The 16,101-nt window shown below is 38.8% G+C and carries 13 protein-coding genes; all 13 read right to left on the reverse strand.

Annotated features, from left to right (window positions below; genetic code table 11):
• Positions 1-69: 69 nt before the first annotated feature.
• Positions 70-822 (reverse strand): DeoR/GlpR family DNA-binding transcription regulator, encoded by a 753-nt coding sequence (locus IGJ93_RS07990; protein ID WP_075491360.1) that lies wholly within the window; start codon positions 820-822, stop codon positions 70-72.
• A gap of 149 nt (positions 823-971) precedes the next feature.
• Positions 972-2,378, reverse strand: a complete 1,407-nt coding sequence (gene lpdA, locus IGJ93_RS07995) for a dihydrolipoyl dehydrogenase (protein ID WP_067481212.1) — start codon at positions 2,376-2,378, stop codon at positions 972-974.
• Positions 2,379-2,385: 7 nt separating this feature from the next.
• Positions 2,386-4,011, reverse strand: a complete 1,626-nt coding sequence (locus IGJ93_RS08000; RefSeq protein WP_071869278.1) for a dihydrolipoyllysine-residue acetyltransferase — start codon at positions 4,009-4,011, stop codon at positions 2,386-2,388.
• Positions 4,012-4,030: 19 nt separating this feature from the next.
• The gene (locus IGJ93_RS08005; RefSeq protein ID WP_071869279.1) at positions 4,031-5,008 is read right to left on the reverse strand and encodes an alpha-ketoacid dehydrogenase subunit beta; all 978 of its coding nucleotides are present in this window, start codon (positions 5,006-5,008) and stop codon (positions 4,031-4,033) included.
• 2 nt (positions 5,009-5,010) lie between these two features.
• Positions 5,011-6,120, reverse strand: a complete 1,110-nt coding sequence (gene pdhA / locus IGJ93_RS08010) for a pyruvate dehydrogenase (acetyl-transferring) E1 component subunit alpha (protein WP_067481205.1) — start codon at positions 6,118-6,120, stop codon at positions 5,011-5,013.
• 443 nt (positions 6,121-6,563) lie between these two features.
• Complete coding sequence (locus IGJ93_RS08015) at positions 6,564-7,988, reverse strand: PLP-dependent aminotransferase family protein (protein WP_270344812.1); 1,425 nt, start codon at positions 7,986-7,988, stop codon at positions 6,564-6,566.
• 61 nt (positions 7,989-8,049) lie between these two features.
• The gene (gene wecB / locus IGJ93_RS08020; protein ID WP_218657856.1) at positions 8,050-9,186 is read right to left on the reverse strand and encodes a non-hydrolyzing UDP-N-acetylglucosamine 2-epimerase; all 1,137 of its coding nucleotides are present in this window, start codon (positions 9,184-9,186) and stop codon (positions 8,050-8,052) included.
• A 176-nt stretch (positions 9,187-9,362) separates the two neighbouring features.
• On the reverse strand, positions 9,363-10,340 hold the full coding sequence (guaC, locus tag IGJ93_RS08025; protein WP_067481199.1) for a GMP reductase: 978 nt from the start codon (positions 10,338-10,340) through the stop codon (positions 9,363-9,365).
• Positions 10,341-10,625: 285 nt separating this feature from the next.
• Complete coding sequence (locus IGJ93_RS08030) at positions 10,626-11,540, reverse strand: aldo/keto reductase (protein WP_071869280.1); 915 nt, start codon at positions 11,538-11,540, stop codon at positions 10,626-10,628.
• Positions 11,541-11,617: 77 nt separating this feature from the next.
• Positions 11,618-12,907: a phosphoribosylamine--glycine ligase gene (gene purD, locus IGJ93_RS08035; RefSeq protein ID WP_067481195.1), complete on the reverse strand. Its 1,290-nt coding sequence runs from the start codon at positions 12,905-12,907 to the stop codon at positions 11,618-11,620.
• Between the two features lie 24 nt (positions 12,908-12,931).
• Positions 12,932-14,467, reverse strand: coding sequence for a bifunctional phosphoribosylaminoimidazolecarboxamide formyltransferase/IMP cyclohydrolase (gene purH, locus IGJ93_RS08040; protein WP_218657858.1), 1,536 nt, complete (start codon positions 14,465-14,467; stop codon positions 12,932-12,934).
• Positions 14,464-15,042 (reverse strand): phosphoribosylglycinamide formyltransferase, encoded by a 579-nt coding sequence (purN, locus tag IGJ93_RS08045; RefSeq protein ID WP_270344808.1) that lies wholly within the window; start codon positions 15,040-15,042, stop codon positions 14,464-14,466. Before purN ends, purH begins: the two co-directional genes overlap by 4 nt.
• The gene (gene purM / locus IGJ93_RS08050) at positions 15,039-16,082 is read right to left on the reverse strand and encodes a phosphoribosylformylglycinamidine cyclo-ligase (RefSeq protein WP_270344807.1); all 1,044 of its coding nucleotides are present in this window, start codon (positions 16,080-16,082) and stop codon (positions 15,039-15,041) included. The genes purN and purM overlap by 4 nt, the downstream gene beginning before the upstream one ends.
• Between the last annotated feature and the right edge of the window lie 19 nt (positions 16,083-16,101).

Here is a 16,101-nt window from a genome sequence, read left to right on the forward strand (position 1 = left end):
GTTTTGTCCCAGTCTCTTTTTTTACCAGCGTCTTGGTCTTTTCTTTTATAAAAAACTTTATAAAGAAAGCTAAACGATCACCTGAACTTCTTTTTCCAGTTTTTGGTAAGTATCATAATCGTCCTTATTCATCACAACTGCTGTAATATCTTTTAATCGATAATAAGAATAAAAATCTTGTTTCCCCACCTTGGATGAATCAATCAATAAATAGCGCTCGATTGAATTATCTAGAGCAATTGCTTGTGTTTGTCCTTCTTCGATCGTCGCAGTCATCACTTCATCATCCTTCACTGCATTGCTGCTGAAGAATGCCTTATGAAAATGCATATCTTGTAATGCTTTGTTGGAAATTTCGCCAAAAAATGATTTTGTCAGCTCACGCATTTCACCACCAACTAAGTACACTTTTAAATTTCCTTGTTTTTTACTCAATGTTTTGAATACTGGCAAACAATTAGTTACTACGCGCAAACGTTCAAATTCCATAATTTCTGCCAATAACTCAATGGTCGTCCCAGGTCCCAGAAAAATTGTTTCATCTTCTTTGATTAGTTGCACAGCCTTTTGCGCAATTTCCTTTTTCTCTTCGCTATTAATAATTTGTTTGTCACGATGAGAAAGCTCGGCATGTTGATAAACATTTAGACTTCGCGCGCCGCCATGAACCCGTTTCAGGCGTCCTGCTTCTTCCAACTCTGTTAAATCTCGGCGAACAGTCATGTCAGAAACCGATAGACGTTCAACAATTTCACTCACTTTAATCGTTCCTTTTTGATCTACTAAAGCTACAATCGCATTCCAACGTTCTTCTTTCAACATTTCAATCGCTCCGTTTACTATAATCTTTCTTCATTCTACGATAAAAAAAGTGTTATGTATAACAAAACTCCCTGATTTCCTTCTCTAGCTAACAAAAAAAGATGTACGACATCAACTGTCGCACATCTTAAAATTCATAAACTGATTTTTTAGATATGAATTGGTAGCCCTAAAGCTAATTCAGCTGTATCCATTGTAATTTCACCAAGAGATGGATGTGGATGAATTGTTAAAGCAATATCCTCAGCATTCATGCCTGATTCAATTGCCAAAGCAAGTTCAGAAACCATGTCACTTGCTCCAACACCACCAATTTGCGCACCAATAATCACGTGATCTTCAATTGTTGTTACTAGACGCAAGAATCCTTCTGTTTTTCCTAATGAAATAGCACGTCCATTACCTGCAAATGGGAATTTGAACGATTTTGCTTCAATCCCAGCCTCTTTCGCTTCTGCAATCGTCATCCCAACACTTGCTAGTTCAGGATCAGTAAATGCAACAGCTGGCATTGCTTTGTAATCAACAGCAACTTTTTTACCAGAAATAGCTTCAGCAGCAATTTTTGCTTCATAACTTGCTTTGTGAGCAAGCGCCGCACCAGGAACAATATCACCGATTGCAAAAATATTAGCCACATTTGTTCGGCCTTGTTTGTCAACGGGGATCAATCCACGCTCGCCGATTTCAACACCAGCTTGTTCCAAACCAAGATCATCCGTATTTGGACGACGACCAACTGTAACCATAACAAAGTCAGCTTCAACTGATTGTTCTTTGCCGTCTACTTCATATTTCACTGTTACGCTATCACCATTGTCAATTGCTTCTTTCGCCATTGCTGAAGTGACCACTGTAACATTTTTCTTTTTGAAATCATCAGTAACTAGTTTAACCATGTCTTTTTCATACGTTGGTAAAATTGAAGGTGAGCCTTCTAAAATTGTAACTTCTGATCCAAGGTTTGCATAAGCACCACCTAATTCAGCACCGATAACACCGCCACCGATAATCACAAATTTCTTAGGAACTTCTTTCAAGTTTAAACCACCAGTTGAATCTAACACGCGTCCACCAAATTTAAATCCTGGAATTTCGATTGGACGAGAACCAGTTGCAACAATTGCGTTGTTAAATGAGTACGTTTGAGCAGAATCAGGATGAATAACACGTAATGTGTGGTCATCTACAAAGAAAGCTTCTCCTTCGATGATTTCTACTTTATGTTTTTTAAGCAACATTCCAACACCACTTGTCAAACTTTTAACAACTTGATTGTCTTTCCAATCTTGTGTTTTAGTAAAGTCTAACTCAACACCTTTACTTGTTACACCAAATAAAGTTGAATCTAATGATTCTTGGTAATGATGACCGGCAGAAATCAAAGCTTTAGAAGGAATACATCCTACATTCAAACAAACTCCACCGATATACTCACGTTCAATAATGGCAACTTTTTGTCCCATTTCTGCGGCACGGATGGCAGCTACATAGCCGCCAGGTCCAGCACCGATTACAACTGTATCTAACTCAATGGCAAAATCTCCTACTACCATTTTCCACTCATCCTTCCATCAATAATAATTCTGGATCTGCTAATAAACGTTTGATGTTATTCATTGCTTTCTGTGCAGTTGCACCGTCAACGATTCGATGATCAAAGCTTAATGATAATTTCATCACGCGACCAACAACGATTTCACCCTCGCTATTCACGACTGGTTGTTGTGCAATTGTACCCACACCTAAAATAGCAACTTCAGGGTAGTTGATAACTGGTGTAAACCAACCACCACCAACAGAACCAATATTACTGATTGTAATTGAGCCATCACGCATATCTTGGGCAGAAAGTTTACCATCGTGCGCTAATGCTGCTTTTTCATTGATTTCATCAGCAATCGCAAACATACTCTTCATGTTTGCATCTTTGATATTTGGTACATACAACCCGTGGTCCGTATCAGTTGCAATACCAATATTGTAGTAATGTTTGTACACAATTTCTTGTGTTTTGTCATCAATTGACGCATTCAACACTGGGAATTTCTTCGCAGTTGCTGTCAATGCTTTAACAACATATGGTAAGAAAGTTAATTTTGTGCCATTTTCAGCAGCAACATCTTTAAATTTCTTACGGTGATCCCAAAGTTTTGAAACCTCAACATCATCATGTAAAGTTACATGTGGTGCTGTGTGTTTGCTATTAACCATCGCTTTAGCAATTGCTTTACGTGTTGGTGTTAAAGCTTCACGAGTTTCACGCTCTGCTTGACCAGACTTGAATGCAGCTGGTTCTGCTTTTGGTGCAGCAGCCGGTGCTTCTGGCGTTGCTTTTGCAGCTGTTGGTGCTGCTTCTGGTGCAGTCGCTTGAACAGGTGCGCCACCTGAAGCAAATTGATCGATATCTTCTTTTGTGATACGGCCACCTTTTCCAGTAGCAGTTACTTGTGAGATATCTACATCTTTTTCGCGAGCATATTGACGAACAGAAGGCATTGCAAGAATGCGTTTTGATTCGTCAGCTGTAGCAACAACTGTTGATGGCGCAGCTTTTGTTTCTTGAGGAGCTGCCGCAGCTGGTGCTTGGGTACTTGGTGCTGAAGATTGACTTGTGTTATGTCCTGGTGCATCGATTTCTACCAAAACATCACCCACATTTGCCACAGTACCTTCTGGAACTAATACGTTTTTGACTGTTCCAGTAACAGGTGATGGAATTTCTTCAACTGATTTGTCATTTTGGACTTCTAATAATGTATCATCTTCGTTGATTGTGTCGCCTGCTTTAACAAACCATTTTACGATTTCGCCTTCTGCAATTCCTTCACCGATATCCGGTAATTTAAATTCAAAGACGCCTTCACTAGAACCTTCAGCTGTTGGTGTTGCAGCAGGAGATTCAGGTGTTTGTTCTTGAGCGGGAGCAGCTGGTTCGCTATCTTCATAACCAGGTGCATCGATTTCTACTAAAACATCACCCACATTTGCCACAGTGCCTTCTGGAACTAATACGTTTTTAACCGTTCCTGTAATAGGAGATGGAATTTCTTCAACTGATTTGTCGTTTTGAACTTCTAACAATGTATCGTCTTCATTGATCGTGTCGCCTGCTTTAACGAACCATTTTACGATTTCGCCTTCTGCAATCCCTTCACCGATATCCGGTAATTTAAATTGATAAGCCATGAATTTTCCCCTTCTTTTCTTAGAATTCTGCGATTTCTTTGACTTTTGCTTCAATATCAGAAGCGTTTGGTAACCAAGCATTTTCCGCTTGTCCAAATGGGAAGACAGTATCAGGTGCAGAAACACGTCCGATTGGTGCTTCTAAAGAAAGAATCGCGCGTTCTGAAATTTCAGAAACCACTTGTGCGGCAACGCCTGCTTGTCTTTGTGCTTCTTGAACAACAACTACACGGCCTGTTTTTTCAACAGATTGAATGATTGTTTCAATATCAAGAGGAGCAACTGTTCGTAAATCAATAATTTCAACCGAAATATTTTCTTGCGCTAATTTATCCGCAGCCTTGATTGCTTCACGAACCATTGCACCGTAAGTAATGATTGAAACGTCTGATCCTTCACGAGTTACTGCTGCTTTATCCAAAGGCACTTCATACGCTTCATCTGGCACTTCCTCACGGAAAGAACGATACAGTTTCATGTGTTCTAGGAAAACAACTGGATCATTACTTCTGATTGAAGAAATTAATAAACCTTTTGCATCATAAGGATTTGATGGAATCACCACACGAATACCAGGTGACTGTGCAATCAATCCTTCTAAATTATCTGAGTGCAATTCTGGTGTATGCACACCACCACCAAACGGTGAACGAATCGTGATTGGTAAGTTTCTTGTTCCACCCATGCGATAACGCGTACGCGCCATTTGCGCAACAACTTCATCCATTGCTTCAAAAATAAAGCCAAAGAATTGAATTTCAGGAACTGGACGGAATCCTTCTAAAGCTAAACCAAACCCAAGACCTGCAATCCCTGATTCTGCTAAAGGTGTATCGAACACACGATCTTCACCAAATTTTTCTTGCAATCCTTCTGTTGCACGGAAAACCCCTCCGTTTTTACCAACATCTTCACCAAAAATGACGACATTTTCATCATGTTCTAGTTCAAGTGCTAAAGCATCAGTGATTGCTTGAATCATTGTTTTTTGTGCCATGATTATTTCGACTCCTTCGCTTCATAGATTGCAATTTGTTCTTTAATTGTTTGTGGTGATTCTTCAAACATATTCTTCAAGAAATCCGAAACTTTTTGTTTTGGTACTTTATCAGCTTCTGCAATTGCTTCTTTAATTTCTTCTTTTGTTTGTTCAATTACTTGTTCTTCTTTTTCTTCAGACCATAATCCTTTTTCAACTAGATAGTTACGGAAACGAATCAATGGATCTTTCTTTTGCCACTCGCCATCCATCTCTTTTGAACGGTAACGTGTTGGATCATCACCTGATAAAGTATGTGGACCATAACGATAAGTCAATGTTTCAATCAACACAGGACCTTTTCCGCTAATTGCCCAATCACGAGCCATTTTTGAAACAGTATAAACAGCTAGTGGATCCATTCCATCAACTTGGATACCAGGAATTCCAGCTGCAACAGCTTTTTGTGCTAATGTTTTAGCAGCTGTTTGTTTTTCACGAGGTGTTGAAATTGCAAAACCGTTATTTTGAATATAGAAAACAGCATTTGCATGGTAAGCACCCGCAAAGTTAATTGCTTCGTAGAAATCTCCTTGTGAAGAACCGCCATCACCAGTATAAGTGAAGACAACGTTTTTCTTGTTACGTTTTTTCAAGCCTAGTGCTACACCAGCAGCTTGAACGTACTGTGCACCAATAATAATTTGCGGTGGTAGAGCTTTCAATTCTTCCGGATATAAATTACCAGCAACATGTCCACGAGACCATAAAAACGCTTGCGTTAATGGTAAGCCGTGTTGAACAAGTTGGGGAACATCACGATAACCAGGTAATAAAACGTCTTCTTTGTCAAAAGCAAATGCACTCGCAAGTTGGCTTGCTTCTTGGCCTGCTGTAGGCGCAAAAAATCCAAGACGTCCTTGACGGTTCAATGCTGTTGAACGTTGATCCAAGACACGTGACCAAACCATTTTTGTCATTAACTCAACTAATTCATCATCTGATAAATCAGGGATCAAATCTTCATTTACAACTTTTCCATCTTGATCAAGTGCTTGATAAACTGGAAAATCTGAATTGACTTCATCAAGTAAAGCCTGGAAGTCGATTGGTGCTTTTTTGTTTGCCATTTGTCACACATTCCTCTCTCGTCTATAAGAAATTCTCTTCTAGCTACGATTGAAACAGTAATAGAATCTGTATCACTATTTAACCGGCTTCATACATAAATTATCATGTATCATGGAGAAATACAAGTTATAAGCCCATAAATTCACGATAATTTTTTATAAAAATAATCCTTGCTACATCAGCGATAGTGAATTGAATCACAAACAAGAAAGCGGTTTACATTTTACTTAAAAAAATCCTCCGTATTTTAATAGCAAAACATCGAACTGTTTCTATTTACAAACCTTGTTGTTACAACTTTTATAAAAGTTTATTCTCGACGCATTCTAGGATCGTGCATAACTTTACAAACAACTAATGAAGCTGTTATACCGAACTTCTGTAAAAAAATTCATCAACAAAAAAACAGCATAGAAAAATCACTATGCTGTTACAGTTTTCTTTATTTTTTTAGCATTTCTGCTGCTTGGTTCATTAATTCACTAAATTTTGGTAACTCTTCTTCTGATAGCCGACTGAAGTTCAATCGCAACCCGTTCACTTCTTCTCCAAATAATTGCGCTGGAGCAATCCCTAACCCTTGCGCAATTAATTCATCCGCAATCTCCGTTGATAATTGCTTACCTTCCCACGTCAGCCAAGCATAGTAACCACCTTTTATTGGATGTAACTCAAAAAAAGTTTGCTCCTTCGACCAATCAATCAATCGTTGACTTCGCTTAACTAATTGTTGCCGCACTAATGACATTTTCGAGAGAAAAGCTTCATCAAAAACACTCGTTGCTAACATTTGTGAAACGATACTTAGTGAAAACTCCATCATTTCTTGTGCATTTGCTAAGCGAGCGATTAATGTTTCAGGACCTAATACCCAACCGATTTTTGTCGTTCGACCTAAAACGCGTGACAAAGAACCAATATATAAGACATTATCTGGATCAAGTAACCGTAGCGGTTGGACCTCATTCATCTCCGAAAAAGAAAAATCAGTAAAAACATCATCTTCAATAATAGGCAATTGGTATCGACGACATAATTGCACAAGCGCTTCGCGTCTTTTCTGACTCATGACTTTTCCCGTAGGATTTTGAAAATTAGGATTGACTAAGACAGCTTTTACCTGATTTTTTAAAATTGATGTTTCTAACTGCTTCAAATCAATTCCTTCTTCATCCATCGCTACACCAAAAAGGCGAATCCCCGCTGCTTTAAACAAAGGAAGACGATAGAAAAAGGACGGTGATTCTACCGCGATTGCATCTCCTGACGACAAAATGGTTTGCAAAATCAAAAAAATAGCTTGCTGACCGCCACCCGTGACCAAAAGTTGGTCCGCAGCAAATGTCAATTGAAGTTCTTCTTTTAAATATCCCGTGATTTTTTCTTTCAAAGGCAAGTAGCCATAGCGATTCATTCTCTTTTCTTCCATTAATATATCTGCTAATGAATAAGAGGGAAATTGAAAATCAGGTAATAACTCATTCGGCATTTCACTAGAATACAAATCAAGAAACTCACTGGTTTGTTTTTTTCCACGATTGATTTTTTCTTCATAATGATTAATTGACTGCTCATATCGATGAGCAATCAGTTGACGCCAGTCAATTCTCGGAATGGAAAACTTGCCCCATTCCGTTTGATTGACGTAACGTCCACTACCTTGTTTACTTGTCAAAATTCCAAGCGCACGTAACTCTTCCAATGCATGAACCACGGTGGAACGATTCACCCCGAAAGCCTCTGCTAACTTCCGTTCCGAAGCAAGTCGCTCTCCTGGATTTAATTCGCCTTGTTCGATTTTCCGCATGATTTGATCCATCATTTGTCGATATGCAGGTCCTTGTGCCTTATCAATTTTTTGCCACATGAGATCTCCTCACTTACTTTTTATCTCTAAAAAAAGAATAAAACTTACGAAAAAATAACCATTATTCAAAATCAGTTGGTCGGTTTTCTTCTATATTAAAGTAATACGCCATTGCATCTAAAATACGTTGACTTGCTTGGCCATCACCATATGGATTGGAGGCATGCGCCATTTCTTGATGTGCTTCTTTGCTTTCAAGCAAACGAGTTGTTTCGTCATAGACAGTTTCTTCATCTGTTCCAACCATTTTCAAAGTACCTGCCTCAACACCTTCTGGGCGCTCTGTGGTATCACGCAAGACAAGTACCGGTACGCCAAGTGATGGTGCTTCTTCTTGAACACCACCAGAATCCGTCAAAATCAAATAACTTCGTGCTGCAAAATTATGGAAATCGACAACGTCTAAAGGCTCAATCAATGATACATTAGCTAAATCCCCCAGAATGCCAATTGCTTCTTCACGTACTTTTGGATTGCGATGCATCGGAAAAATAAATTTCACTTCTGGATGTTCATTGGCAACACGCGCAATTGCTTGGAATACTTGACGCATTGGTTGACCGATATTTTCGCGGCGATGCATTGTCACCAAGACCATTTTATCCTCTTTTGATGCTGGTAGATGTTCACTTTGATATTCATCATCAACAGTGTAGCCCATTGCATCAATTGCAGTATTCCCAGTTACAAAAATAGCATCTGTTGGATGATTTTCTTTTTCTAAGTTTTCTTTGCTTTGGCTTGTTGGTGCAAAATAAATATCACTTAAGACATCTGTCAATTGACGATTCATTTCTTCAGGGAATGGCGACCACTTATTCCAAGTTCGCAAACCCGCTTCCACGTGACCAACTTTGATTTGTTGATAGAACGCTGCTGTCGCACTCGCATAAGTCGTTGTTGTATCTCCATGAACTAAAACGATGTCTGGTTGTTCTTCTAATAACACAGGTGTCAAATCATCAAGAATTCTTGAAGTAATTCCTGCTAAAGTTTGTCCACCTTTCATCAAATTCAAATCATAATCAGGAGTAATTTCAAATACTTCTAACACTTGATCAAGCATTTCCCGATGCTGCGCCGTAACGGCAACTTTTCCAATAAAGCGTTCATCTTTTGCAAGAGCTTTAACTAAAGGCGCCATCTTAATCGCTTCTGGTCTTGTACCAAAAACAGATAATACTTTTACTTTTTTCATAACTTCCATTCTCCTTTTCTTTCCATCTTCTATTGTAGCTGAATTTTCGAAAAAAAAGAAATAAAAATAACAAATTTTTGCGTAACCTATTTTCTCAATCCAAAAAAAAGAGCATCAGACAAAGATTCATCTGACACTCTACTTACTACTATTTAAGATTGAAAAATTTTTCTATTTTAAATTGTATCTCCATTAAAAATAGAATTCTTCACGATTACATAATCCACTTTGCGAATCGCTTCTAAGTCACGTCCACCTGCATAAGAAATTGAAGATTGTAAATCTTGTTGCATTTCAACTAACGTATCTTTTAGTGAACCTTTGTGTTGAATCCAAATTTTCTTACCTTCAACGTTTTTCTTTTCGCCTTTTTGAAATTCAGAAGCGGAGCCAAAATACTCTTTATAAACAACTCCATTTTCAACTTTTGTTTCGCCCGGAGATTCTTCGTGTCCAGCAAATAGTGAACCGATCATAACCATCGTTGCACCAAAACGAACTGATTTCGCCACATCTCCATGTGTCCGAATCCCGCCATCTGCAATAATTGGTTTACGAGCAGCTTTTGCACACCATCTTAACGCAGCTAACTGCCAGCCACCTGTTCCAAAACCTGTTTTGATTTTCGTGATGCAAACTTTTCCTGGTCCAATGCCAACCTTTGTTGCATCAGCGCCAGCATTTTCTAATTCACGAACTGCTTCAGGTGTCCCAACATTTCCCGCAATCACAAATGTTTCAGGAAGATGTTTTTTTATATGTTGAATCATGTTAATTACTGAATTGGAATGCCCGTGAGCAATGTCAATTGTGATGTAATCTGGTACTAGATTTTTTTGTGCTAATTCTTCAACGAAAGCATATTCGTTTTCTTTTACACCGACACTAATTGATGAGATATATCCTTCTTGTTTCATTTTTTTTATAAATGGGATACGCGCTTCTTCATCAAAACGGTGCATAATATAAAAATAGCCGTTTTTTGCTAAAAATTCTGCAATTGACTCATCAATAATTGTTTGCATGTTTGCAGGTACTACTGGCATTTTAAATGAGTGCTTACCTAAAGTCACTGTTGTGTCACACTCTGATCGGCTATTTACGATACATTTATTCGGAATTAGTTGGATATCTTCGTAATCAAATACTTTCATCAAATTGTCCTCCTAATGTTCAGTTCAGTAAAACACGAACATTCTTCGTTTTATTCAGGCGTTTTTTAGCGCCCTATGTAATTTAACTCAACTAAATAAAAAAATCAAGCGAAAAACATGAACATTTTACGAATAATGCGTTTTCTTAGACTTTTTTCAATAATCTGTTCCTTTAAACAGGGTAATGTTCGGAAAAAAGGTAAAAAGACAAAAACAGGACTTGCTACAAAAAATAGCAAGTCCTGTTTTTTTAGTTATCGGATAACCAATACTACACACCAAGTTCTATGGCAAAATATTTCCTGCAGCCATGTATAGATCATACCAATCTTCTCTTGTTAACATAATTTCAGAAGCTTTTGCAATTTCTTCAATTCGGCTAAGATTCATCGTCCCAGCAATCACTTGCATGTTTGCTGGATGACGCAAGATCCAGGCTGAAGCTAAACCAGTTGGTGTTGTGTTGTATTTTTCAGCCATTTCGTTTAATTTTTGATTTAATTCTGGGAATTTTTCATTACCGATAAAGACACCTTCAAAAAAACCATATTGATAAGGAGACCATGCTTGAATTGTCATATCATGCAACCTTGAATAATCTAGTACACTGCCATCATGATCGATACTTGCAGCGTCCGTCATGTTCACATGAATTCCTTGATCAACCATTTCTGAATGCTTTAAACCAAACTGTAATTGGTTAGCTACTAAAGGTTGACGTACTGATTTTTTCAATAGCTCGATTTGCATTGGTTTTTGATTACTTACACCAAAATAGCGAACTTTACCCGCTTTTTCTAATTCATCAAAAGCTGCAGCGACTTCATCAGGTTCGACTAATGTATCTGGTCGATGCAACAACAAAGCGTCTACATAATCCATTTTTAAGCGTTGTAAACTGCCTTCGACAGAGGCAATAATATGTTCTTTTGAAAAATCAAACATAACTCCTGGAACGATTCCACATTTTGTTTGGATAAATAAATCTTCACGCTTCAACGAAGTTTTTGCCAATGCGTCTGCAAAAATTGATTCACATTCACCATTTCCATAGATATCTGCATGATCAAAGAAATTGATTCCATTATCATAAGCAGTCTCGATTGCCTTAGCTGGATCTTTCGCACTATTGATACGCATACAACCAAGAATTACTGCTGAAACTGCGTGATTTACTGTTCCAAATTGAACCTGTTTCATAAAAAATTCCTCCTTTTTTACACAATAAAAGTGTAGCACAACTTCTATGAAAAGGCTTTATCAAATCAAAAATATTTTTATCTTTTAGCCGATGATTTCTCTTTGACTAATTTTAATGCCTTGTTTCCAATGTCATGCCGATAAAATGTTTTGGTCGTTTCTTTTCTTCGAAGTGCTTCATAAATAAATTTTTGTGCTTGCTCTAACGTTTCAGCTTTGGCTTCGACTAAATAGATTCTTCCACCCTTTCCAACTAAACGTCCTTCTTTTTCTGCCACACCTGCATAATATACCTGAACATGCGGTTCATCAGAAAAATCTGGCAACACCATCTCTGTTTCATACGTTGCCGGGTAACCTTCAGCAGCGACAACAACACCCACATGAAAATCACCTTGCGACCATTCTAATTCGATTGAACGATTTTCTAGTAGATCATCAATCACTTGAGCAAAATCATTCACTAGTCTTGGTAAAACAACTTGTGTTTCTGGATCACCAAATCGAGCATTGAATTCAATCACTTTCGGTCCATCAACGGTTGCAATCAAACCAGCGTACAAGATACCCGTGAAAGAACGACCTTGTTCAACCATGCCCTGCGCCGCTGGTTTCAAAATCGTTTCAATAGCTTCATTAATCATCTCTTCCGGAATTTGTGGGACTGGCGAATAAGCACCCATTCCCCCAGTATTTGGTCCTTTGTCTAAGTCATACGCTCGTTTATGGTCTTGTGAAATTACCATTGGATAAACTTCTGTGCCACGAACAAACGCTAAAAGCGAGAACTCTTCCCCTTCCAGAAACTCTTCAACCACAATTTGACTCCCGCTTTCACCAAATCGATGACTCTTCAACATGTCCTTTGCGGCTTGTACAGCTTCTTCCATCGTCATCGCGACAACGACACCTTTACCAGCAGCTAAACCATCTGCTTTTACAACAATCGGTACGCCTTTTTCTTTGATATAAGCTATAGCCAGCTCATAATCATTAAACGTTTGGGATTCAGCTGTCGGAATCTGACACTCTTTCATTAGTTGTTTAGCAAAACTTTTAGATCCCTCAATCAACGCTGCACGTTTTGTTGGTCCAAAAATTTTCAAATCTGCCGCCATAAAGTCATCGACAATTCCATTTAACAAAGGAACTTCTGGCCCAACAAATGTCCAAGAAATGTGCTTTTCTTTTGCAAATGAGATGAGCGCATCATGATCTGTTTCTGCAATTGTGACTGGTTGTATCCCATCCTTTTTCATTCCAGGATTTCCCGGGGCGCAGTAGACTGTTTCAACTAACGGACTATCCGCCATTTTTTTCCCAATCGCATGCTCGCGACCGCCTGCACCTATAATCAAAATTTTCATGAGTTACTCCTTTTCCACTAAATTTTAATGTCTAAAATGACGTACATTAGTAAAGACCATCACAATGTCATAATGATTAGCCATATCAATTGAAGCCTGATCTTTGATACTTCCACCCGGCTGAATGATGGCCTTAATCCCATGTGTTGCAGCATATTCAACAGAATCATCCATTGGGAAAAACGCATCACTAGCCAATACTGCACCTTCTAGTTTTTCACCTGCTTGTTCAATCGCTATCTTGACAGAACCCACACGATTCATTTGTCCTGCACCTATCCCCACAGTTTGGTGTTCATTTGCAACAACGATAGCATTGGATTTAACATGCTTCACCGCTTTCCAAGCAAATGCTAATGCCTCCATTTGTTCTACTGTGGGTTTCTTTTCTGTCACTACAGTCCAGTCTTCTTCATGTTCCATTGCTAAATCTTGATTTTGAACTAATAAACCACCTAAAACAGAAACTGTTTCATCAACTATGCTGGCTGTTCTTTGTTCAAAACTGATTGTTAAAATACGCAGATTTTTCTTTTTCTTCAAAACTTCTAGTGCAGCATCAGTGAATCCCGGGGCAATAATGATTTCTAAAAATAGTTCATGCATTTTTTCCGCAGTAGCTACATCCACCTCACGATTCAAAACAATAATTCCGCCAAAAATCGAGACTGGGTCTGCTTCAAACGCGTAATTCCAAGCTTCAAAAATCGTTGGTGCCGTTCCAATGCCACACGGATTCATATGTTTCAACGCAACAACTGTTGGTTCATCATACTCCCGGGCAATTCTTAGCGCTGCATCTGCATCACGAATATTGTTGAATGAGAGTTCCTTGCCATGTACTTGTTTTGCTGCAGCAATCGAATATTCTTCCGGTAAAGCAGATTGATAAAAAGCTGCTTCTTGATGACTATTTTCGCCGTAACGCAAATCTTGTTTTCGCTCATACGTCAACGTTAATTTTTCTGGTTCTTTTTCATCCACCATCTCTGTCAAATACTGAGCAATTAACGCATCGTATGCAGCCGTATGGCGAAAGACTTTCGCTGCTAGACGTTTTCGAGTGGCTAACTGAGTTTCCCCGTGGGCTTTTAATTCTTGGAGTACCAATGAATAATCTGCCGGATCAACGATTACTGTGACAAATTCATGATTTTTAGCACCACTTCGCAACATACTTGGGCCACCAATATCAATATTTTCAATCGCCTCTTGTTCAGTTACTTCTGGTTTTAAAATGGTTTCCTTAAATGGATAAAGATTCACACAAACAAAATCGATTGGCAGGATTTCACCGCGCGCCATGTCTTCCATATGTTCAACGACATCTCGGCGCCCTAAAAGTCCACCGTGAATCTTCGGATGCAAGGTTTTCACTCTGCCATCCATCATTTCTGGAAAACCAGTGACCTCATCAATAGAAATTGTTTTGACACCTGCTTGATCTAATGCTTTTTTCGTTCCACCTGTTGAGATAATTTCGATATTATTAGCAATCAAGCCTTTTGCAAAGTCAACAATTCCTGTTTTGTCTGATACACTAATCAACGCTCTTGTCATTTTAAATAGCCTCCATTTTTGATCATTTCTTCGACGATTTCTGGATAAATTCGATGCTCGACTGCATGGATTTTTTGTTCAAGAATTTCCAAGGTATCTGTTGGCTCAATCTCGACTTTTTCTTGGCGAATGATTGGGCCTGTATCGACACCTGCATCAATTAAATGAACAGTCACACCCGTGGTTGCCACTCCTGCTTCATATGCATCACGAATCCCGTGCAATCCGGGAAAATTCGGCAATAACGAGGGGTGAATATTCACAATTTTATTTTCAAATGCTGTCAGCAAAGTAGGCCCCACAATTCGCATGTAGCCAGCCAAAATAACCAAATCAATTTTTCGTTCACGCAACTGCCGTAGTATCTCCTGTTCATACGCTACTTTATTTGCAAAATCTTTTGGCGAAAACTGACTAGCAGGAACTCCCAATTCTTCTGCCCTTTGTAGCACATACGCCTCTGGCTGGTCACAAAATAACCAGTCAACCGTGACAGCTAGCTTTTTTTCTCTTAGATTCGTTACCAAAGCTTGAAAGTTACTTCCATTACCCGAAGCAAAAATGGCTAACTTCATGCCGTTTCTCCAGTGAAAATAATTTTCTGTGTGTCTTCTGGGACAATTTCACCGATTTGGTAAAAAGTTTCTCCTTGCTCTGCAAAAGCAGCCGTGACCTCAGCTACTTTTTCTGGTGAAACAGCAACGACCATTCCAATCCCCATATTAAAAATTTCATACATTTCCGGCGAGGACAGCTTTCCATAGCTTTGTAAACAATCAAAAATTGGTAAAATCGGCCAGCTTCCTAGTTGAATATTTGCGCTGACTCCAGCTGGCAACATTCGGGGAATGTTCTCTACAAAACCACCACCGGTAATGTGCGCACAGCCTTTCAATAGATTTTTTTTGATCAATGGCAAAAGACTTGCAACATAAATTCTTGTTGGAACTAATAAACTATCAGCTAATGTTTCATTTAATTCCGGCAAAATACTAGCAGTTGTGAGTTGATGTTCTTCAAAGAAAATTTTCCGTACTAACGAATACCCATTTGAATGAATCCCACTTGAAGGTAATCCTAATAAAATATCTCCAGGTTCAATCAACGCTCCTGTAATCAGTTGTGATTTTTCAGCAATCCCAACGGCAAAACCGGCTAAATCATAGTCGTCTCCTTGATACATTCCTGGCATCTCAGCCGTTTCTCCGCCAATCAGCGCCATATTTGCTTGAACGCAACCATTTGCTACACCTGCAACCACTTGCTCTAATTTTTCTGGTTGGTTCTTTCCAGTAGCTAAGTAATCTAAGAAATAAAGAGGCTCTGCCCCTTGGGCTAAAATATCATTCACACACATTGCGACACAATCAATGCCAATCGTATCATGTTGACCAGCTTCAATTGCTACTGCTAATTTTGTTCCAACGCCATCCGTTCCCGAAACTAAAACAGGTTCTTTGACATCAAACAACGAAAGATCAAAACAACCACCAAAACCGCCTAGCGCGCCCATTACACCAAGACGTTCCGTTTTTTTGACATGTTTTTTTATTCGTTCAACAACTTCATAACCAGCTTCGACATCCACGCCAGCTTTTGCATATGCATTTTTCATGCGATGATTCACTCCTTTA

The organism is Enterococcus sp. DIV0174 (assembly GCF_050529065.1).
In the GTDB taxonomy this organism is placed as follows: Bacteria; Bacillota; Bacilli; order Lactobacillales; family Enterococcaceae; genus Enterococcus_B; species Enterococcus_B thailandicus.